The sequence below is a fragment of the Halomonas salipaludis genome (assembly GCF_002286975.1).
Classification (GTDB): domain Bacteria; phylum Pseudomonadota; class Gammaproteobacteria; order Pseudomonadales; family Halomonadaceae; genus Franzmannia; species Franzmannia salipaludis.
The window spans coordinates 124,548-143,348 of record NZ_NSKB01000003.1; the positions used below are offsets into that span (position 1 = coordinate 124,548).

General features: G+C 64.3%; 18 protein-coding genes. 9 read left to right on the forward strand and 9 right to left on the reverse strand.

Going from position 1 to position 18,801, the window contains the following annotated elements; all coding sequences use genetic code 11:
• Positions 1-77: 77 nt before the first annotated feature.
• A complete protein-coding gene (locus tag CK498_RS08160; RefSeq protein WP_095620385.1) occupies positions 78-938 on the forward strand; it encodes a MurR/RpiR family transcriptional regulator in 861 nt (286 codons plus the stop codon).
• 151 nt (positions 939-1,089) lie between these two features.
• Here CK498_RS08160 and CK498_RS08165 read toward each other — a convergent pair whose 3' ends face one another.
• The 4 genes from CK498_RS08165 to CK498_RS08180 form a co-directional block, all read right to left on the reverse strand.
• Positions 1,090-2,475, reverse strand: coding sequence for a D-alanyl-D-alanine carboxypeptidase family protein (locus tag CK498_RS08165; protein ID WP_229359010.1), 1,386 nt, complete (start codon positions 2,473-2,475; stop codon positions 1,090-1,092).
• Between the two features lie 440 nt (positions 2,476-2,915).
• On the reverse strand, positions 2,916-4,166 hold the full coding sequence (zigA, locus tag CK498_RS08170) for a zinc metallochaperone GTPase ZigA (protein ID WP_324615511.1): 1,251 nt from the start codon (positions 4,164-4,166) through the stop codon (positions 2,916-2,918).
• 93 nt (positions 4,167-4,259) lie between these two features.
• On the reverse strand, positions 4,260-4,712 hold the full coding sequence (locus CK498_RS08175; RefSeq protein WP_141246930.1) for a hypothetical protein: 453 nt from the start codon (positions 4,710-4,712) through the stop codon (positions 4,260-4,262).
• A gap of 80 nt (positions 4,713-4,792) precedes the next feature.
• Entirely contained in the window at positions 4,793-6,493 is a 1,701-nt protein-coding gene (locus CK498_RS08180; protein ID WP_095620388.1) for a methyl-accepting chemotaxis protein, read from the reverse strand.
• Positions 6,494-6,717: 224 nt separating this feature from the next.
• Here CK498_RS08180 and CK498_RS08185 point away from each other — a divergent pair, with 224 nt between their 5' ends.
• Positions 6,718-7,290 carry a hypothetical protein gene (locus CK498_RS08185; protein WP_095620389.1) on the forward strand — a complete coding sequence of 191 codons (573 nt, stop codon included), beginning with the start codon at positions 6,718-6,720 and terminating at the stop codon, positions 7,288-7,290.
• Here CK498_RS08185 and CK498_RS08190 read toward each other — a convergent pair.
• From CK498_RS08190 to CK498_RS08205, 4 genes are all read right to left on the reverse strand, one after another.
• Positions 7,287-8,591, reverse strand: a complete 1,305-nt coding sequence (locus CK498_RS08190) for a TRAP transporter large permease (protein WP_095620390.1) — start codon at positions 8,589-8,591, stop codon at positions 7,287-7,289. The genes CK498_RS08185 and CK498_RS08190 overlap by 4 nt on opposite strands.
• Before the next feature lie 30 nt (positions 8,592-8,621).
• A complete protein-coding gene (locus CK498_RS08195) occupies positions 8,622-9,185 on the reverse strand; it encodes a TRAP transporter small permease (protein WP_095620391.1) in 564 nt (187 codons plus the stop codon).
• Positions 9,186-9,258: 73 nt separating this feature from the next.
• Positions 9,259-10,248, reverse strand: coding sequence for a TRAP transporter substrate-binding protein (locus tag CK498_RS08200; protein ID WP_095620392.1), 990 nt, complete (start codon positions 10,246-10,248; stop codon positions 9,259-9,261).
• A gap of 17 nt (positions 10,249-10,265) precedes the next feature.
• A complete protein-coding gene (locus CK498_RS08205; RefSeq protein ID WP_095620393.1) occupies positions 10,266-11,252 on the reverse strand; it encodes a LysR family transcriptional regulator in 987 nt (328 codons plus the stop codon).
• 330 nt (positions 11,253-11,582) lie between these two features.
• On the opposite strand from CK498_RS08205, the gene CK498_RS08210 reads away from it, so the two are divergent.
• The 5 genes from CK498_RS08210 to CK498_RS08230 all read left to right on the forward strand — a co-directional run bounded on the left by CK498_RS08210 (position 11,583) and on the right by CK498_RS08230 (position 15,625).
• Positions 11,583-12,335 (forward strand): 5-oxoprolinase subunit PxpA, encoded by a 753-nt coding sequence (locus CK498_RS08210; RefSeq protein ID WP_095620394.1) that lies wholly within the window; start codon positions 11,583-11,585, stop codon positions 12,333-12,335.
• Positions 12,332-13,036: a 5-oxoprolinase subunit PxpB gene (gene pxpB / locus CK498_RS08215; RefSeq protein ID WP_095620395.1), complete on the forward strand. Its 705-nt coding sequence runs from the start codon at positions 12,332-12,334 to the stop codon at positions 13,034-13,036. The genes CK498_RS08210 and pxpB overlap by 4 nt, the downstream gene beginning before the upstream one ends.
• Positions 13,033-13,962: a 5-oxoprolinase subunit C family protein gene (locus tag CK498_RS08220; RefSeq protein WP_095620396.1), complete on the forward strand. Its 930-nt coding sequence runs from the start codon at positions 13,033-13,035 to the stop codon at positions 13,960-13,962. The genes pxpB and CK498_RS08220 overlap by 4 nt, the downstream gene beginning before the upstream one ends.
• A gap of 186 nt (positions 13,963-14,148) precedes the next feature.
• Positions 14,149-14,904 carry an ABC transporter ATP-binding protein gene (locus CK498_RS08225; RefSeq protein ID WP_095620397.1) on the forward strand — a complete coding sequence of 252 codons (756 nt, stop codon included), beginning with the start codon at positions 14,149-14,151 and terminating at the stop codon, positions 14,902-14,904.
• On the forward strand, positions 14,897-15,625 hold the full coding sequence (locus tag CK498_RS08230) for an ABC transporter ATP-binding protein (protein ID WP_095620398.1): 729 nt from the start codon (positions 14,897-14,899) through the stop codon (positions 15,623-15,625). The genes CK498_RS08225 and CK498_RS08230 overlap by 8 nt, the downstream gene beginning before the upstream one ends.
• Positions 15,626-15,631: 6 nt before the next feature.
• Here the strand turns inward: CK498_RS08230 and CK498_RS08235 are convergent, their stop codons facing one another.
• Positions 15,632-16,477 carry a helix-turn-helix transcriptional regulator gene (locus tag CK498_RS08235; protein WP_095620399.1) on the reverse strand — a complete coding sequence of 282 codons (846 nt, stop codon included), beginning with the start codon at positions 16,475-16,477 and terminating at the stop codon, positions 15,632-15,634.
• Positions 16,478-16,596: 119 nt separating this feature from the next.
• On the opposite strand from CK498_RS08235, the gene CK498_RS08240 reads away from it, so the two are divergent.
• A complete protein-coding gene (locus CK498_RS08240) occupies positions 16,597-17,829 on the forward strand; it encodes an ABC transporter substrate-binding protein (protein ID WP_095620400.1) in 1,233 nt (410 codons plus the stop codon).
• 83 nt (positions 17,830-17,912) lie between these two features.
• Positions 17,913-18,800 (forward strand): branched-chain amino acid ABC transporter permease, encoded by an 888-nt coding sequence (locus CK498_RS08245; protein ID WP_089657895.1) that lies wholly within the window; start codon positions 17,913-17,915, stop codon positions 18,798-18,800.
• Position 18,801 lies beyond the last annotated feature (1 nt).

The following is an 18,801-nucleotide window of genomic DNA, read 5'->3' on the forward strand; positions in this document are numbered from 1 at the left end:
GACTACCATAGTCGAGACTGCGGATAACTTCTCTCGATATCGCTGCTCAATCGGACCGGTAGCGCTGGGTACTAATTATGACTATTGCTGAATGTATTCATTTTAATCTCGATAAATTTACCGCATCTGAAAAGAAAGCGGCGAAAGCTCTCATGCAAGACTATCCTTTTATCGGCTTAGAAAACCTCAGAATTTATGCAGCCACCGCCGATGTAAGTCCACCCACAATTTTAAGAATGGTCAGTAAGCTGGGACTGCAAGGGTATGCTGAATTTCAGAGAAAACTACGCAATGAAGTGCATGACAAACTGCAGTCTCCTCTTACTCTTATAGATCAAGCGAGAGATGAGCTCCACCCCAACGAAACCATCAACTCCTTTACTGAGAAATTTAGCGATAACCTTCAGCGTACTATGGGCTACCTTAACGAGAGCGATATAAAATCCGCCATTGAGCTGCTGGCTGAAAAAAAACAACGAATTTTTATAGTAGGCGGGCGATTTTCTCATGCGATAGCTGTATATCTTCATGTCCACTTGCGAGAAATTCGTGATAAAGTCATTTTGTTGGAAGGCCAGTCAGCATGCTGGCCGGAGTTTCTCATCGATTTGAAAAAAGGTGATGCTTTCATTTGCTTTGACATGCGTCGTTATCAAAATGATATGCTGAGAATATCCCGGGTAGCACATTCTAATGGTGCGACCATCCTTCTCTTCACTGATCAGTGGATGTCACCAATTTCCAGCATGGCGAAACATACATGGTGCTGTCATATTGATACATCTTCACCCTTCGACTCTTATCTTACCTGTGTTGCAGTGATTGATTTTCTGGTTGCCCAGCTATCGCTCCACTTTGAGAGTGATGTAAAACGCCGAATCGCACACCTGGAGACGCTGCGGGAAAATTTTTCCAGCGATTTAGCCAACCCTCTCTAAGATCTAAGAATAGTGATTGCAGCGAGGCAAGAGGACGGAAAAGCGCGAGGCTCAAGTCGGCTCGCACTGGGCGAAGCCGCCAACGTCAACGGCCCCGCAGCGAGTGCGAGGCCGTTGGAATATGCATCAGCTTAGATGGGACGACGCTAGCTCAGGGCGTCACAACCTGGCAGTCCATGCCGCTCTGGGCCAGGCGGTAGCAGGTCTCGCGGGCCTGGTTCTCCTGCAGGTCGACCAGCCGGGCGCGGAAGAACTTGCGATCGCTGGACTCCACTTCGGTGACCGCCACCCGCGACAGCGCCTGCTCCGAGGGCAGGTAGCTGGCCGCCCGCGACGCCGAGTCGCGGGCCTTGTCGAAGTCCTGGTAGGCGCCGACCTGGATCGCCCAGTCGCCCTGTTCGATGCTGCCTTCGGAGGCGACACCGGAAGCACTGAGCACGGCCAGGATCGGGTCTTCATCGGCGCGGTAGGCCGGTGTCGTGTCAGCACGGGAGTCGACGCTATCGGCCGGCTGGTTGCTGCGCGGCCGGGCATCCAGCGCCGCAATCAGCCGCAGCGGCTCGCTGGTCGCACCCGGCTGGGTCTGCAGGTCAGCCATCGCGGTGGTCGGCGCCCGGCTCGGAATATCGCTCGACTGGCCCTGCACCGACGCCACCAGGGTCTCCATGGGCTGAGCGATACTGGTTTCCGCCACCCAACCGTTCTGATCGTTGAGGGCGGCGCGCATGAAGCCGCGGTCCAGCAGGGTGATCATGTGATCATCGCGGGACTGGGCGGTAAAGCCGCCCATCACCACGGCGACGATACGCCGCCCGTCGCGCACCGCGGAGGTGGCGACATTGAACCCCGAGGCGCGAATGAAACCGGTCTTGAGGCCGTCGGCGCCGGGGTAGTTGCGCAGCAGGCGGTTGTGGCCGTTGATGGTCTCGCCGCGGTAGGTGAAGCTGGAGTTGGCAAAGTAGTGATAATAGTCGGGAAAGTCGTTCATCAGCCGCACCGAGAGCGTGGCCAGGTCGCGGGCGGTGGAGGTCTGCAGCGGGTCGGGCAGGCCCGAGGGGTTACGGAAGTAGGTGTTGGGCATGCCCAGGCTGCGCGCCTTGGCGGTCATCATCTCGCCGAAGTGGTCAACGCTGCCACCCAGCGCTTCGGCCACCACCACGGCCACGTCGTTGGCCGAGCGGATGATCAGTGCCGGGATCGCTTCACGCAGGGTGATGGTATCGCCGGCTTTCACGCCGAGCTTGGAGGGCTGCATCGACGCCGCATAGGAGGAGACTGGCAGCGGCTGGTCGAGACTCATGCGCCCCTCCTCGACCGCTTCGAAGGCGAGGTAGAGGGTCATCATCTTGGTGAGTGAGGCCGGGTAACGAGTGGCGTCGGCGTTCGCCGAGTGCAGTACCTCACCGTTCTGGCTATCGACCACGATCGCCGCATAGCGCGGATTGGCCTGGGCCGAGGACGCCATTAGCCAGACGCCCAGCGTCAGGGCAACGAGCCCCCAGAGGCGATGGCGACCGATTGTTGTGGTTATGGTCACGAGAGATATGTTCACATCGAGCCCTTCGCGTGTCGCTGACTGTCCCTGCTACCTGTGCCAGGCGGCTCCATACAGGAATTTATGCCCTATCTCCGCCATCTGTCCAGTAGCATCGTCGGTATTTACCTGCTGGCATTGCCCGCCCCGTTGGGCCGTAGGTCCCCTAGACAAGGGCCTCGCGAGTCGCCTGGCAGACAAGGCAGGCATGCTAGGTTCTGTCCGAAAACTGGCTGCGCTCGACCATACGGCGTTAAAAATCGACTCAAAGTACTCATTTACACCCCGTAAACTCCGCCTTTTCACCGATTTTTGCCTTGTCTGGTCTTCGCTCGCCGACTTTTCAGACAACCCCTAGTCAATCATTGAAGCAGTGTTTTATCCCGTTCGATTGCCGAAACTGATGGCACTTTCGCCTTTAATTGCTCGCACAGCCTCGGGACTTACGCCACCGCGGGCTGCTCGTCCCAGGCCGGAAAGGGGTCGGGTAAGCGCCGCCACACCTCTACCCCCGCGGCCATCTCGGCATCGCTCAGCAAGCAGGCGTCCAGCGCCTCGCACAGCCTGGCCTTGTCCAGGTGCTGGCCGATGAACACCAGCTCCTGGCGCATGTCGCCGAACGGCTCCTGCCACTTCTCCATGATATAGCCAAGGTACTCGGGGTCATCCGGCCAGCGCGCCTCGGGGACCGCCTTCCAGAACATCCCAGCGTAGCCATGGTGGGCAATGCCCCCGGCCTGACTCCACTGGCCGGCGTACTGCGGCCGCGTCGCCAGCCAGAAGTACCCCTTGGAGCGCAGCAGCTTGCCGCCAAACCAGTCGCCGTGCAGCAGGTCGTGGAACTTCTGCGGATGGAACGGCCGGCGGGCGTGATAGGCGAAGCTGGAGATGCCGTACTCCTCGGTTTCGGGCACGTGCTCGCCACGCATCTCCTTGAGCCAGCCGGGGGACTGCTGGGCACGCTCGAAGCTGAAGCGGCCGGTCTCGAGCACCTGCTCGAGAGGCACTTGGCCCTGGCGGATGGGGATCAGCTCGGCCTGGGGATTGAGCGAACGCAGCACGGCCTTCAGCTCTTCCAGCTGCGCGGCGTCGATCAGGTCGGTCTTGCTGATCAGCAGCACGTCGCAGAACTCGATCTGGTCGACCAGCAGGTCGGCCACGTTGCGCTCGTCCTCCTCGCCCAGGCTCTCGCCGGCCTCGGCCAGCGACTGGGCGTCGTGGTACTGGCGCAGGAAGTTGGCGCCATCGACCACCGTGACCAGGGTATCGAGCCGCGCCAGCTGCGACAGGCTCTGGCCCTGTTCGTCTTCGAAGGTGAAGGTCTCGGCTACTGGCAGCGGCTCGGAGATGCCGGTGGATTCGATCACCAGCGCATCGAAGCACCCCTCGCGTGCCAGGCGCGCCACCTCGATCAGCAAGTCCTCGCGCAGCGTGCAGCAGATGCAGCCGTTGCTCATCTCGACCAGCGATTCGTCGACGCGATTGAGGGCGATCTCGCCCAGCGCGTTGTCGGCAGCGGCACCGCGCACTGCCGCCGCGTCGATATTGACCTCGCTCATGTCATTGACGATCACTGCCACGCGGCGCTGATCGCGATTGTTGAGGATATGGTTGAGCACCGTGGTCTTGCCGGCGCCAAGAAACCCCGACAGGACCGTCACCGGCAGGCGATGGGACGATGTAGGCATTGGCATGGCGCATCTCCTCTAGCGTCATGGAAAGTGCCACACAAAATATGTTATATCATAACACTTATCAAGCTACCGCCATCCGCAGATGGCGATCATTCAGTCGGGAGAGACATCGAGGCTGACGCGATAGCGATAGTCGAGATCGCTGCAGCGCTGCTCGCCGTTACAGGCGAAGGGGTTCATCACGTGCAGGAACCACACACCCGGCTCGAGCTGCTGCTCGAGGCGAAAGTTGTGTCCGCGACCACCGTCCCAGTCGCGGGCGACCTGGTTGCCCTCGGCATCCAGCAGCCGGGCATTGGGAATCACCTGGGTCTGCTGGCCGGCGTGGGTGTGGCTTTCGAGCACGACGTTGGCGGGGCTATCCAGGGTGAAGGTGAAGTAGCGCGCGCCGGCCGAGACGATCTCGACCTCGTCACCGTCCTGCAGGGTAATGGCGTGCTGCTCGTGGGGTGCCGAGGCGGCGCAGCCCGCCAACAGTAGCAGCGCCACGATAATCAGCCCGCTCAGGGGCATCGTCGAAGGCCTGCTCGAGGTAGTGGATCGCATACGGCTCTCCTCTCGGGGGTACACCCTAATAACGACAGCGGGAGCCGCAAATGGCTCCCGCGTTTGGACCGTGGGTTCTCTCAGCGCATGCGCGAGGCCAACAGCGGCCGCCCCAGCACGCTGCTGCGCGGCGCCGCGGCCAGCGGTGACGCCGGGGCCTCGGCGGCGGCGTGGCCACCAGGCTGTCGTTCGCTCGCCGCGTCGAGGGTGAACACCGCCACCGCGTCGACCAGGCGCCGCGCCTGCTGGCGAAGGTTGCCGGCGGCGCTGGCGCTCTCCGATACCAGGCCGGCATTCTGCTGGGTGACGTGATCCATCTCGGAGACCGCTTGGCCGGCCTGGGTCACGCCGACGCTCTGCTCGGCGGTGGCGTGGCTGATCTCGCTGACGTACTGGGTCACCTTGTCGATGGCGGCGATGATCTCCTGGGTGCTGCGACCGGTGTCACCGGCCAGCTCGGCGCCCTGTTCGATGCGCTCGACATTGGCCGAGATCAGCGCTTCGATCTGCTTGGCGGATTCGGCGCTGCGCTGGGCCAGATTGCGCACTTCGCTGGCGACCACCGCAAAGCCGCGACCGTGCTCGCCGGCCCGCGCCGCTTCCACCGAAGCGTTGAGGGCCAGGATATTGGTCTGGAAGGCAATGCCGTCGATCATGCTGATGATCTCCGAGACCTCTCGCGAGCTTTCGCGAATCTCCTGCATAGTGGCAACCAGCTGCTGCACCGACTCGCCGCCTTCGCCGGCGACGCGGGTAGCGCTAGCGGCCAGCTGGTCGGCCTGGCGGGCGTTATCGGCATTGAGCTTGACGCTGCTGCTGAGCTGCTCCATGGCGGTGGCCGTTTCGGTCAGCGCGCTGGCCTGCTGCTCGGTGCGCGAGGCCAGCTCATTGTTACCTTCGGCGATCTGTTCGCTGTTGCTGGCCACCTCTTCCGCCGCCTGCCGCACATTGAAGACGGTGCTCTGCAGCTGTTGGGACATCGCCACCAGACTGGCCATGATGCTGCGCGTGTCGTGCTTTCGCAGCTGACGCGTACTGACCAGCTCACCACGCCCCACCGCCTCGGCGAAGGCGCGTACCTCGTGGGGCTCGGCGCCGAGCTCACGTAGCAGCTGACGCGTCAGGCGAGCGGCCAGCAGCAGTGCAACGATCACCGCCCCCCCGCATAGCACCAGCATTAGGATCTGGAAGCCGCCGGCCAGCGCGCGGGCCTCGCTCGCCTCGGCGGCATTCATGCTCTCCTGCAGGTCGATGAAACTATTGATGCTGGCGAGCCAGGCGCTGAAGGCCGGGCTGGCCTGCTCGAGTAGCAGCTCGCGGGCACCGGCAACATCGCCATCGAGACGACGCTCGATTACCGCCTCGACCAGCGGCATGGTGCGTGCTTCTACCGACTCAATGTCAGCCAGTGCGGCGCGCTCTTCGGCGGTGATGTCATCGCGGCTGGCAAACATGCTGGCCATGCTGGCCGCGGCCTGCTGATAGTCCGCCTCGAGGCTGGCGATCTCGCCCAGCGCAGTTTCCAGCGCGGCGCTGCTGTCGACCAGGGTGACGTCACGCAGGGCGATGGCGCGGTCGTGCACACTGCCGCGGAAGTCGATGGCGTGGCGCTGCTTCTCGCCGTTGACGTCGTTGATCAGGGTCAGGCTGGCGTCGATGCTGTTGACCTGCCCTACGCCAACCGCGGTCAGGGCAATCATCAGCACGATGATGACAGCGAAACAGGCGAGTAGACGCGTCTTGATGCTGCGACCTTTGAGGAGAGAGAGGCGGCCCTGCATGGCGGCATTCCTTGTACAATGTTATTGGGGTCTGGCGTCGGTCGTGTGGCGCACGAGGCGCGAACACCTGCACAAAGCTATACGAACAAAGAATTCCTGTACAACTTTACTTGCAGGCTGTACAAATTTTTACGCCCGTTACACTTCCCAACCTGCGCTGGGCTGCCGATTGGCGATTCTGGTACTCTTCTGCCGACTGCAGCTCACCACCCCAGGAACCCGCCATGCCCCGCTCTACCGCCTGCTTATCGGCCGCCCTCCTGCTTACCCTGCTGCCACTCGGTGGCGCTGCCAGCGCCGACCTCGTCGATGAGCGCCTGCAGGTGATCGATGCCTGGGCCGTGGCCACCCTCGGCGATGGCGATCAGCGCGTGTATCGCGCCCTCAACGCCAGCGACTACAGCGACGCCTATCTGGCGGTGAACTACCGGGCAGGGGTCTGCGACCTGCCGGACCTGCAGATGCGCGTGACCCTGGAGGAGACACAGCAGCAGGATGAGGTGGTCAATCTGGCGCCCACCGAGATCCGCATCGACCGCCTGCAGACGCATAATGCCGCCGCCGAGTTCGCCACCCGCGCCGGTGATGATGGCTTCTATGCGCGCTTCTACGTCGAGGATCAGGCCGAGCTGCTGCGCGAGATGCGCCGCGGCGAGGTGATGCGGCTGCGTTTCGAGGGGGAGGAGGAGAACTACTGGTACATGGAGTTCAGCCTCTACGGCGCCGACCAGGCACTACCGCTGGCCGCCGACCAGTGCCGTCGCACCAGCCAGCAGCCAGAAGATTTTTTTGACTAGCGATTCATCGCCTGGGGCAGATAGAGCGCAATCTCCGGAAACAGATGCATCAGCGCGATGGATAGCATCATCAACAGGAAGAACGGCAGCGTCGCCTTGGTGATGGTGAGGATGTCCTTGCCGGTCAGCCCCTGGATCACGAACAGATTGAAGCCCACCGGTGGGGTGATCTGCGACATCTCCACCACCACCACCAGATAGATACCGAACCAGATCAGGTCGAAGCCGGCGGCGCTGACCAACGGCATCAGAATGGCCGTTACCAGCAGAATCAGCGAGATGCCGTCGAGGAAGCAGCCCATCACCAGCAGCAGCAAGGTCAGCATGACCAGCAGCATGGTCGGCGACAGCCCCATCTCGCCGATCGTCCGGGCCAGCTGCATCGGCACCTGGGTGAAGCCCATCGCCGAGGTCAGAAAGGAGGCGCCGGCGATGATAAAGGCGATCATGCAGGCGGTGCGCACCGCCGCGAACAGCGAGTCCTTGAGGGTGGCCATGTCGAAGCTGCCGGTCCAGCGGGCGATGACAATGGACAGCACCACGCCGACAGCCGCCGCCTCGGTAGGCGAGGCCAGCCCGCCGTAGATCGACACGATAATGCCGCCGATCAGCAGCAGGATCGGCACCAGCGCCCAGGTGTTGCGCAACTTTTCGGCGAAGCTCATCGATGACTCGTCGTGGCCGGTGAGCCCCGCACGTTTGCCCTTGAGCAGCGCCCACAGCACCAGATAGGACATGAACAGCGCCAGGATCATCAGCCCCGGGCCGATGCCGGCCATGAACAGCCGCGAAATCGACTGCTCGGTGACCACGCCGTAGACGATCAGCACGATCGACGGCGGAATCAGCAGCCCCAGGGTCGAGGCGCTGGCCAGGGTGCCGATGGCCATGTTGCTGTCGTAGCCACGACGCTCCAGTTCCGGCAGGGTCATCTTGCCTACCGTGGCGCAGGTCGCCGCCGACGAACCGCATACCGCGGCGAACATGCCGCTACCGATGATGTTGGTATGCAGCAGCCGGCCGGGGACGCGGTTGAGCCACGGCGACAGGCCGCGGAACATGTTGTCGGCGAGCCCCGAGCGGAACAGGATCTCGCCCATCCAGATGAACATCGGCAGGGCGGTGAGATCCCAGCCGTAGCTGGCACCCCAGAAATCCGATGCGAGGATCGGCCCCGGCGAGAAGGGGCTGAAGAATTCCAGCGCGACCCAGGCGGTACCGATCAGCGCGAAGGCGATCCACACCCCGCTGCCGAGCAGCACCGCCAGGGTGAAAATGGTAGCCAGACTCAGTATCAACACGAGAGTGTCTCCAGGGTAGAAGGCGTGTGCTCAGCGCTTGTCGCTGTCATCAATCGCGGTGGCTTCGCGGAAGCTCGAGGGGTCGCGGGCGGCGATACGCAGCGCCATGATCAGAGCCTCGGCGAGGGCCAATGCCAGCAGCCCCACGCTGGTTGCCAGCACCGTCTGTGGAATCCACAGCGGGATCGACAAGAAGCCCGAGGAGACGTCGTTGAACTCCAAGCTCTCGCGGGCCAGCTCGATCAGGCCATAGCCGAGCAGCAGGCTGATCGCCAGGGCCACGATCAACCCGAACACCTCGAACCACACGCGTATGGTCGAGGGCAGCCGCGAGATCAGCAGGGTCACGCGAATGTGCGCGTGGTGGACGAAGGTGTAGGCCAAGCCGAGGAAGGTGGCACCGACCAGTAGGTAGGCGGCGATCTCGGAGACCCCGGTGATACTCAGCCCCAGGCGGCGCAGGCCGACCAGCACCAGCAGCGCGTCGACCACGCGAAAGGCGACCTGCAGCGCGACCAGGGTGCAGATCGTCACCATGCACGCCGCCGCGCCCCAGGCTCCGAGGCGGTAGAGCTTGTCGAATTTGAAGGTCATGATTGCGGTCTCGCAGACGTCATTGGCGAGCGGGGCGACGGCCGAGCCGCCGCCCCGGCAGACTGGCTAAGGCTTAGTTGTCGAGCCCGGCACGATACTCCTCGAGCACCTGCTGGGCCTCGTCGCTGGCACGCTCCAGCCAATCCTCGAACAGCTGATCGCCGGCCTCCTGCAGCGCTGCGGCAACCGCCTCGTTGGGCTCGGAGATGGTAATGCCGTTCTCCTCGAGCACCGCGGCGCTGTTATCGCCGTCCTCACGGCTCATCTGCCAGCCACGCTCTTCGGCACGTGCCGCGGCCTCGAGCACGGCTTCCTGGGTCGCCTCGTCGAGACGCTCGAAGGCACGCTGGTTGATGAAGATGATGTTCTTGGGCAGCCACAGGTTGGCGTCGGTGTAGTGGTCGACGTAGTCCCAGGCGGTCATCGAGTTGCCGGTGGAGACCGAGGTGATCATGGCGTCCACGCGCCCGGTGCTGAAGGCGGTGGGGATGTCCGACTCCTCGGTCTCGGTGGGGCTGCCGCCGAGGTTCTGCACGAAGCGCTGGGTGTTGATGTTGGGCGCCCGCACTCGCAACCCCTCGAACTGCTCAGGGTCGGTCAGCTCGTCGGCGGTGTAGATGCCCTGGGCAGGCCACGACACGGCGTAGAGCGGCATGATGCCTTCTTCTGCGAACAGCTCGGTGATCAACGGCTTGGTGGCCTGCCACAGGGCGAAGGCCTCCTCGTAGCTGCCGGCCACCCCGGGCAGGGTGTCGATCTCGAAGATCGGGTCGTCGTTGGAGAGCACCGACATGAACACCTCACCGGCCTCGATGGTGCCGCGCCGCACCGACGGCTTGATCTCGCCGTGGGCGACCAGCGAGCCGCCGCTGTGCACGTTGATGGTCAACTCGCCGTCGGTGGCCTCGGCCACGTCCTCGGCAAACTGCTTGGTGTTCTGGGTATGGAAGCTGGCATCGCCGTAGGGCGTGGCCATGGTCCACTCGGCGGCCTGTGCGGTGGCCGCAGCGGCCAGGCTGCAGGCGGTAACCAGCAGTAGTGGGGTAGCGATTGTCTTGCGCATGGTATGAGACCTCTTGTTCATGTTGGTGGTCGTACTGGGTGTGTAGTGGCCGCCGGGGCGGGATGCACCCAGCGTACCGCGAAGGCGGGGTCCGCCATGTCCTTGCGACGACCCTCGGCGTAGGCCTCAGCGCACTGCTGAGCCAGCTGCCCGACGCCGCGACAGAAGCGCGGATGATTGGCCGTGCGCCAGATCACATCGTAGTGCATGGCCGGCAGCGGGACCGGCAGCGCCAGGCGATACAGCGCGCCGCGCCGCCATTCGTCGAGCACCGTGGACACCGGCAGGGCGCCGATGCCCAGCCCTTCCATGGTCATCCGGGCGATGGTCATCAGCGTATTGACGCTGTGAATGCGTGGCTGAGCCAGGCCGCGGTCGGCGAGATAATCGACCAGTTCCTCGTAGGGCCTGGCCTGCTTGCCGAACGAAATGAACGGCAGGTGAGTCATCCAATCCTCGGGGTTGCTGCCCAGTCGTTCGGCATGCTGCGGCGATACGAACATGCCCATTTCATAGGGATTGAGCGGCATCTGGTCGACCTGATCGGCCGCCAGATAGCCGTTCATCGCCAGCAGAATATCCAGCTCATTGTTGATCAAACGCTGATTGACCGCCGGTGAATAATCCACCGTCAATTCGATGGTCAGCCGTGGATAGCGCTCGGTGAGCCGACGCATGAAATCGGGAAACCAGCTGTGGGCGATGGTCTCGATGGTGCCCAATCGCAGCGGCGCGGAGAACGCCTCCTCGCTATCGAACAGCTTCATTGCCTCGTCGCGCTGCTCGAGCATGCGCTCGGCATGCAGAAAGAACTCACGGCCGCGCATGGTCGGCTGGACGGGGCGCATCGAGCGCTCCAGCAGCTGTTCTCCCACCGTCGCCTCGAGCCGCGAGATCCGCTCCGAGACGGAGGGCTGGGTGAGGTGAAGCCGCGAGGCCGCCTTGCGAAAGGAGCCTAGCTTGACCGCCCAGACGAAGGCCTCGAGTTCCTTGAAGTCGAGCATATTCGTAGGCTCGCCTCAGGCCGTCGGGTGCGAATATGAAGAGGGAGAGCCTATTGACTTCATCAGTTACTCCACGGCTAGCGCTAAACAAGAGGATACTTTACTGGCACCTCATCGCTCGCGCTTGTTGTTGGTCTTGTGAACACTCACGCCAGTGAATTGATAAGCCTATTGCACCGCAACGTCAACCATTTTTCCACTTAATAACAACATGATAGGAGGTGCCGATATTCAATATCGCCAAAAACGATTGGCACTCAACAGGGTGAGTTAATATATTGGAACTCGCGCCGCAAGAAACTTCCCTCTTCAACAATAACAGGAGTCCTCATGGCCATCCCCCTGCTCAACTGCGACATGGGCGAAAGCTTCGGCAACTGGTCGCTGGGCATGGATGCCGATGTCATGCCGTTCGTCGACTGCGCCAACATCGCCTGCGGCTTCCACGCCTCCGACCCTCATGTGATGCGCCGCACCGTGGCGCTGGCCGCCGAGCACGGGGTACGCATCGGCGCCCATCCCGGCTACCCCGACCTGATGGGCTTCGGCCGCCGCTCCATGGCCTGCACCCCCGAAGAGGCCGAAGACCTGGTGCTCTACCAGGTCGGTGCGCTGGCCGGCATCTGCCAGGCCGAGGGCACCCGGCTGCACTACATCAAGCCCCACGGTGCGCTGTATAACGACATGGCCCGCGACCCGGCGCTGCTCGAGGGCATCATGCGCGCGGTACGCGCCTACGACGCCAGCCTGCCGCTGATGCTGATGTCCACCGCCGATCCTGCGCCGAGCCGCGAGCTGGCGGCGCGCATGGGCGTGACGATCTGGTTCGAGACCTTCGCCGACCGCGCCTACGACGCCAACGGCCACCTCGCCTCGCGGCGCCTGCCGAAGGCCGTGCATCACGACCAGGCGACCATCGTCGCCCAGGCCGTGGCACTGGCCAAGGGCGAGCCGCTGACCGCCATGGACGGCACCGCCCTGCAACTGCCCAGCGACACTCTCTGCGTGCACGGCGACAACCCCGAGTCGGTGGCCGCGGTGCGCGCCATCCGCGAGGCCTTCCAGGCGCTGGAGCAGGCGTGACGCCGCGCATCGATACCACCGCCATGGATGCCCTGATGGTGCGCCTGTTCGACACCATCGATGAGTCCAACATGGCCTGGGTCATGGCCGCCGACCGCGCCCTGCGCGATGCCTTCGGCGAGGCGCTGATCGACCTAGTGCCCTCTTATACCACCTTGCTGGTACATTACGACTGCCAGCGGCTGGGCCACCTCGAGGCGCGTGCGCGCAGCCTGGAAGCCCTGGAGGGCCTGGCCCCCGCCGACACCCAGGCTGGGCAGCTCCACGAGATCCCGGTGTGGTACGACGAGAGCGTGGGCCCGGAACTGCCGCGGGTCGCCAAGCGCGCCGGCCTCGACGTCGAGGCGCTGATCGCGCGCCACTGCGACCACGACTACTGCGTATTCGCGCTGGGCTTCGCGCCCGGCTATGGCTTCATGGGACTGGTCGACGAGGCGCTGGCCACGCCGCGCCTCGAGACGCCGCGGCGCAAGGTTGCCGCCGGCAGCGTCGGCATCGCCGATCGCCAGACGGCCATTTACCCGCTGCTCTCCCCCGGCGGCTGGAATATTCTCGGCCGCACCGCGGTGCCGCTGTTCGAGCATGCGCGGCGCGGCGAGCCGCTGCTGCGCCCCGGCGACAAGGTCCGCTTCCGCGCCATCTCCCGCGCCGAGTTCGAAGCCGACGGCGGCGATACCACGCCACTGGAGGAGCGCCCATGAGCGACGGCATGGTGGTCAAGCAGGCTGGTCCGCTGGCGCTGGTGGAGGATGGTGGCCGATTCGGCGTGCGCCACCTGGGGGTGACCCAAGGCGGTGCGGCCGACTGGATCTCGTTTCGCTGGGCCAACTGGCTGCTCGGCAACCCCCTCGACAGCGCCGCGCTGGAGATCGTCATGGGCGGCGGCCTGGCCCTCGAGGTCGAGCGCGCCACGCGTTTGGCGCTGGCCGGCGCCGATCTCGCCGCCACCCTCGACGATGCACCGCTCACGCCCGGCACCAGCTTCGCGGTGCGCCCCGGCCAACGGCTGGTATTCCACCAGCCGCGCGCCGGGCTGCGCGCCTACCTGGCGTTCCCCGGCGGCCTCACAGCCCCCGAGGTGCTGGGCAGCCGCGCCTGCACCGTGCGCGAGCGCCTGGGCGGCCTGAACGGCGATGGCCAACCGCTGGCCGTCGGCGACCGCCTCAGCTGGCCCGGCGACGCGCCCGCCGAGCGCCGGCTGCCCGAGGGCGCCGCGCCGCGCATGCCCAGCGCGGGCTGCCGTCTGGCGCTGGTACCCGGCGCGCAGATTGCCCACTTCAGCGGCGCCAGCCTGTATCGCACCTTCAACATGGCATGGCGGGTCGACAACCGCGCCGACCGCATGGGCGTGCGGCTCAGCGGGCCGGTGCTGCGCTGCGCGCTGCGCGGCATGGTGTCGGAGGGCATTCCGCTGGGGGCGGTACAGGTGCCCGCCGACGGCCAGCCCATCGTGCTGCTCAACGACCGCCAGACCATCGGCGGCTATCCACGCCTCGGCGCCCTCACCCCCAGCGCCTGCGCCAGTCTGGCCCAGTGCCTGCCGGGCACCGAGGTACGCCTCGTGGCGCAAGGCCCCGACCAGGCGCGGGAAGCGCATTTACGCCAGCTGGCTGCCTGGAAGCCCTAACAAACGCCATATTTTTCAATGCAGTAAAGAATTTCCAGCATCCCGCTCCAGCACCATGATGTGTGTTTCAGATAGCCTGTCGTGCGCCACGGTCATGGCATCCCGCCTGCGGATGAACCATAACTGTAGGGTCGGGGCATGCGCCCGACCCATGCGCCTATAACGACAACAGCGGCGGAGCCTGAGATGCCAGAGGCAATCATCGAGACCACCGGCCTGACCAAGAGCTTCAAGGGCTTCAGGGCGGTCAACGATATTTCATTCCAGGTGCTGCCGGGCACCATCCACGCCATGATCGGCGCCAACGGCGCCGGCAAGACCACCTGTTTCAACCTGCTCACCAAGTTCCTGCGCCCCACCAGCGGCCAGATCCTGTTCAAGGGCCGCGATATCACCGCCCTCAAGCCCGATCAGATCGCCCGCCTGGGCCTGGTTCGCTCGTTCCAGATCTCAGCGGTGTTCGGCCGCCTGACCGTGTTGGAGAACGTCAAGCTGGCACTGCAGCGCCAGCGCGGCGAGTCCTACGACTTCTGGGGCTCGCACCGCCGACTCGACCACCAGCGTCAGCGCGCTGAAGCGCTGCTCGACGATGTTGGTCTAAGCGATGTCGTGGACACCCCTGCCGCCGAGCTGCCCTACGGCCGCAAGCGCGCCCTGGAGCTTGCCACCACCCTGGCACTGGACCCGCAGGTGATGCTGCTCGACGAGCCACTGGCCGGCATGGGCACCGAAGACGTAGGCCGTATTGCCGCCCTGATCCGCCGGGTGGCCGAGGGCCGTACCGTGTTGATGGTAGAGCACAATCTTGGGGTGGTGGCCGAGCTGTGCGACCGCATCACCGTGCTGGCCCGCGGCGAGATACTGGTAGAGGGTGACTACGCCACGGTGTCCAAGGACCCGCGCGTCATCGAATCCTATATCGGAGGTGCCGCCCATGGTTGAGCCAGCCCACGACCAGCAACCCGCCACGATGCTCAGTATTAGCAACCTGAACGCCTGGTACGGCGAGAGCCACGTGCTCCACGGCATCGATCTCGAGGTGCCCGAAGGCCAGGTGGTAACCCTGCTGGGGCGCAACGGCGCTGGCAAGTCCACCACCCTCAAGTCGATCATGGGCCTGGTGCCCAGACGTGAGGGCAATATCCGTCTGCAAGACGCCGAGACCATCACCCAGCCGCCCTTTCAGATCGCCCGGCAGGGGATCGCCTTCTGCCCCGAGGACCGCGGCATCTACGCCACCCTCGACGTACGCGAAAATATCGAGCTGCCGCGCCGCATCAATGCCAACGGTCTCACCACCGAGCAGATACTGGACCTGTTTCCCAACCTGCGTGAGCGCCTGCACAGCCCCGGCTCCAAGCTCTCGGGGGGCGAGCAGCAGATGCTGGCGATTGGCCGCATCCTACGCACCGGGGCACGTTTTCTACTCCTCGATGAGCCCACCGAAGGCCTAGCGCCGGCCATCGTCGAGCAGATCGGCAACACCATCCGCCACCTCAAGGAACAGGGCTACACCATCCTGCTGGTAGAGCAGAACCTGCGCTTCGCGATGTCAGTGGCCGACCACCACTACCTGGTCGACCACGGCCAGGTGGTGGCCAGCTACGACCGCCAGAGCATCGAGCAGAATGCCGATGCGCTATTGGCCCGGCTTGGCGTGTGACCGCCATCACTCCTGGCTGTGATGACGAAAGTGCGACGGCGACACACCTTTCATGCGCTTGAAGGTCTTGGAGAAGGCGAACGGGCTCTGGTAGCCGACCCGCACCGCGATCTCTTCCACCGGTAGGCTACTGGTGGCCAGCAGGTGGGCGGCGTGCTGCATGCGCAGCTGAGTCAGCTGCTGCATCGGGCTGCGCCCGAACACCTTGCGGCTGATGCGGCGCAGGTGCTCGCTGCTGACGTGGGCGATCTCGGCCATCTCCTCGATGGTCCAGTGCTTCTCGAGGGTCGGGATCACCGCATCGAACACCGCCACGATGCGCGGATCACGACGCCAGGGGTCGGCAAAGCGCGAGATATAGCGCTCGATGGTATCCCCCCACATCGCGCAGCTGGCGGCATCGCCCTGGCCGTGGAAGACCTCGCTGTAGAGGCCCAGGATGGCGTGCTTCATCGGCTCGGGGTCGAAGTGCTGCATGATCGGCGCGATGGTACCGACCACCGAGCGCGGCGCGCTGGGCAGGTAGCGCACCCAGCAGTACTGCCAGCGGCTGTCGGGCACGGCGTGGAAGGCGTGCAGACCGTGGGCCGGGGCGAACGACATCATGTTGCGGCGCATGGTGCACCAGCCGCCGTCGAGCAGCATGCGTCCCTCACCGCCCAGCGAACCGTGGATATAGGCGCCGCTGAGTCGCGTGCGCACGATCTGGTAGGGCACCGCGGCGTCGCCGACGCCAACGTGGGAGATATGCCGCTCGCGCAGCGCCTGGCAGTCGTCCACGCGTACGATCCACTGCCGAGTATCATCGCCCACGATGTGGGTTTCGGATAGGTAGTCGTGCTCTGACGCCATGGCGAGATCGCTCTTTTTGGACCTTACTGATAACAGCAGCTAACACGCAGTCGGCTGATTAGCGCTAACCATAACAACAACGCCACACAACAATAGCTCTCAGAGCACAGGAGAACATCATGCCAGCCAAGATCCCTTTGAGAACCTTCGCCCTGTCGTCAATGGTGCTCGCCATGGGCGCCGCTTCCAGCGCCATGGCCAGCAACGGCTTTTCCGACGACGTAGTGCGTATCGGCGTGCTGACCGACATGTCCGGCATCTATACCGACCTCTCCGGCGAGGCCGCGGTGGAAGCAGTGCGCATGGCGGTGGAAGACTTCGGCGGCGAAGTCGGCGGCGTACCGGTCGAGGTCATCTACGGTGACCACCGCAACCGCGCCGATACCGGCGCCAGCCGCGCCCGGGAGTGGTACGACAACGACGGCGTGGACATGATCAACGACCTCTCCAACTCCGGGGTCGCGCTGGCCGTGGCCGCCGTGGCCGAGGAACGCCAGCGCCACGCCATCGTCAACTCCTCTTCCAATATCGGGCTGACCAACGACTACTGCTCGCCCTATGTGACTCACTACACTTATGACGCCCACTCGCTGGCCCACGGTACCGGCAAGTCGATCGTCGAGGACGGCGGTGATACCTGGTTCTTCCTCACCGTCGACTTCGCCTTTGGCATCGGCCTCGAGGAGCAGGTCTCCGAGGTGGTGCGCGAGGCCGGCGGTCAAGTGGTGGGGGCGGCCCGCCACCCGCTGGATACCACCGACTTCTCCTCCTACGCCCTGCAGGCCCAGGCCTCCGGCGCCGAGATCATCGGCATCGCCTCCACCGGCGCCGATGCCATCAACGCTATCAACGCCCTGGCCGAGTTTGGTGTCACGCCCGGCCAGCGCCCGGCGGCCCTGCTGCTGTGGTACGACGACATCGCCAGCCTCGGACTCGAGACCGCCCAGGGCCTGATGCTGACCAACGCCTTCTACTGGGATGCCAACGACGAGACCCGCGAGTTCTCAGAGCGCTTCTACGAGCGCACCGGCCGCATGCCCAACATGGCCCAGGCCGGCAACTACTCCTCCACTATCCACTACCTCAACGCCGTGGAGGCCGCCGGCAGCGATGACCCGGACGCCGTCTCCGAGCAGATGCGCGAGCTGGAGATCAACGACTTCTTCGCCAAAGGCGGCTATATCCGCCCCAATGGCCGTATGGTCCACGACCAGTACCTGTGGGAGGTCAAGGCACCCGACGAGTCGGAGTATGACTACGACTTCATGCGCCTGTTGACCACCATCCCCGGTGAAGAGGCCTTCCAGCCGCTGGAGAACAGCAGCTGCCACCTGCTCGAACACAACCAGTGAGCGCGGCCGCTGCCCGGGGGACTCCCCGGGCAGCGGTGTGATGCCGACCGTCGTCCCTTCGTTCTCTCTGCGAGCAGTCAATCATGGATATCTTCGGTGTGCCCATTCAGGCCCTGATGGGTCAGCTCATGCTGGGTATCGTCAACGGCTCCTTCTATGCCGTCCTGAGCCTCGGCCTGGCGATCATCTTCGGCGTGCTAAAGATCGTCAATTTTGCCCACGGCGCCTTCTTCATGCTGGGCGCCTTCACCGCCTTCCTGCTGGCCCAGCACCTCGGCGCCAACTACTGGACCACTCTGCTGGTGGCACCGCTGGCCGTCGCGCTGTTCGGCATGCTGTTCGAGTGGCTGTTCCTGCGCCGGCTGTATGGCCTCGACCCGATCTACGGCCTGCTGCTGACCTTCAGCCTGGTGCTGGTGCTTGAGGGTGGTTTCCGGGTCGCCTTCGGCTCCTCCGGCCAGCCCTTCGCCACCCCCGAGGCGCTGCGCGGCACCCTCAACCTGGGCTTCATGATCCTGCCCATGTATCGCGGCTTCGTGATCGTCGCGGCGCTGCTGGTGTGCCTGGTGACCTGGTTCGTGATCGAACGCACCTCGCTGGGCGCCAACCTGCGCGCCGCCACCGAGCGCGCCGAGCTGACCCAGGCCTTCGGCATCAACGTGCCGCGGCTGGTGACTCTGACCTACGGCGTCGGCGTCGGCCTGGCGGCGTTTGCCGGGGTGCTCGCCGCACCGATCTTTCACGTCAATCCGTCGATGGGCTCAAGCCTGGTGATCATCATCTTCGCGGTAGTGGTCATCGGCGGGTTGGGGTCGATCATGGGCGCCATCGTCACCGGCCTGGGGCTGGGCGTGGTGGAAGGCTTCACCCGGGTGTTCTACTCGGAGTTCTCCTCGACCATCGTATTTCTGGTCATGGTGCTGGTGCTGCTGCTGCGACCGGCCGGCCTGTTCGGCCGAGAGGAGGGCTGAC

Excerpts from the sequence above, each read along its gene's own strand:
- CK498_RS08230 (WP_095620398.1), top strand. The coding sequence starts at position 14,897 with ATGGTTGAGCCAGCCCACGACCAGCAACCCGCCACGATGCTCAGTATT.
- CK498_RS08180 (WP_095620388.1), bottom strand. The coding sequence starts at position 6,493 with ATGCAGGGCCGCCTCTCTCTCCTCAAAGGTCGCAGCATCAAGACGCGT.
- CK498_RS08175 (WP_141246930.1), bottom strand. The coding sequence starts at position 4,712 with ATGCGATCCACTACCTCGAGCAGGCCTTCGACGATGCCCCTGAGCGGG.
- CK498_RS08200 (WP_095620392.1), bottom strand. The coding sequence starts at position 10,248 with ATGCGCAAGACAATCGCTACCCCACTACTGCTGGTTACCGCCTGCAGC.
- CK498_RS08205 (WP_095620393.1), bottom strand. The coding sequence starts at position 11,252 with ATGCTCGACTTCAAGGAACTCGAGGCCTTCGTCTGGGCGGTCAAGCTA.
- CK498_RS08195 (WP_095620391.1), bottom strand. The coding sequence starts at position 9,185 with ATGACCTTCAAATTCGACAAGCTCTACCGCCTCGGAGCCTGGGGCGCG.
- CK498_RS08160 (WP_095620385.1), top strand. The coding sequence starts at position 78 with ATGACTATTGCTGAATGTATTCATTTTAATCTCGATAAATTTACCGCA.
- CK498_RS08210 (WP_095620394.1), top strand. The coding sequence starts at position 11,583 with ATGGCCATCCCCCTGCTCAACTGCGACATGGGCGAAAGCTTCGGCAAC.
- CK498_RS08220 (WP_095620396.1), top strand. The coding sequence starts at position 13,033 with ATGAGCGACGGCATGGTGGTCAAGCAGGCTGGTCCGCTGGCGCTGGTG.
- CK498_RS08245 (WP_089657895.1), top strand. The coding sequence starts at position 17,913 with ATGGATATCTTCGGTGTGCCCATTCAGGCCCTGATGGGTCAGCTCATG.
- CK498_RS08235 (WP_095620399.1), bottom strand. The coding sequence starts at position 16,477 with ATGGCGTCAGAGCACGACTACCTATCCGAAACCCACATCGTGGGCGAT.
- CK498_RS08225 (WP_095620397.1), top strand. The coding sequence starts at position 14,149 with ATGCCAGAGGCAATCATCGAGACCACCGGCCTGACCAAGAGCTTCAAG.
- CK498_RS08185 (WP_095620389.1), top strand. The coding sequence starts at position 6,718 with ATGCCCCGCTCTACCGCCTGCTTATCGGCCGCCCTCCTGCTTACCCTG.
- CK498_RS08240 (WP_095620400.1), top strand. The coding sequence starts at position 16,597 with ATGCCAGCCAAGATCCCTTTGAGAACCTTCGCCCTGTCGTCAATGGTG.
- zigA (WP_324615511.1), bottom strand. The coding sequence starts at position 4,166 with ATGCCAATGCCTACATCGTCCCATCGCCTGCCGGTGACGGTCCTGTCG.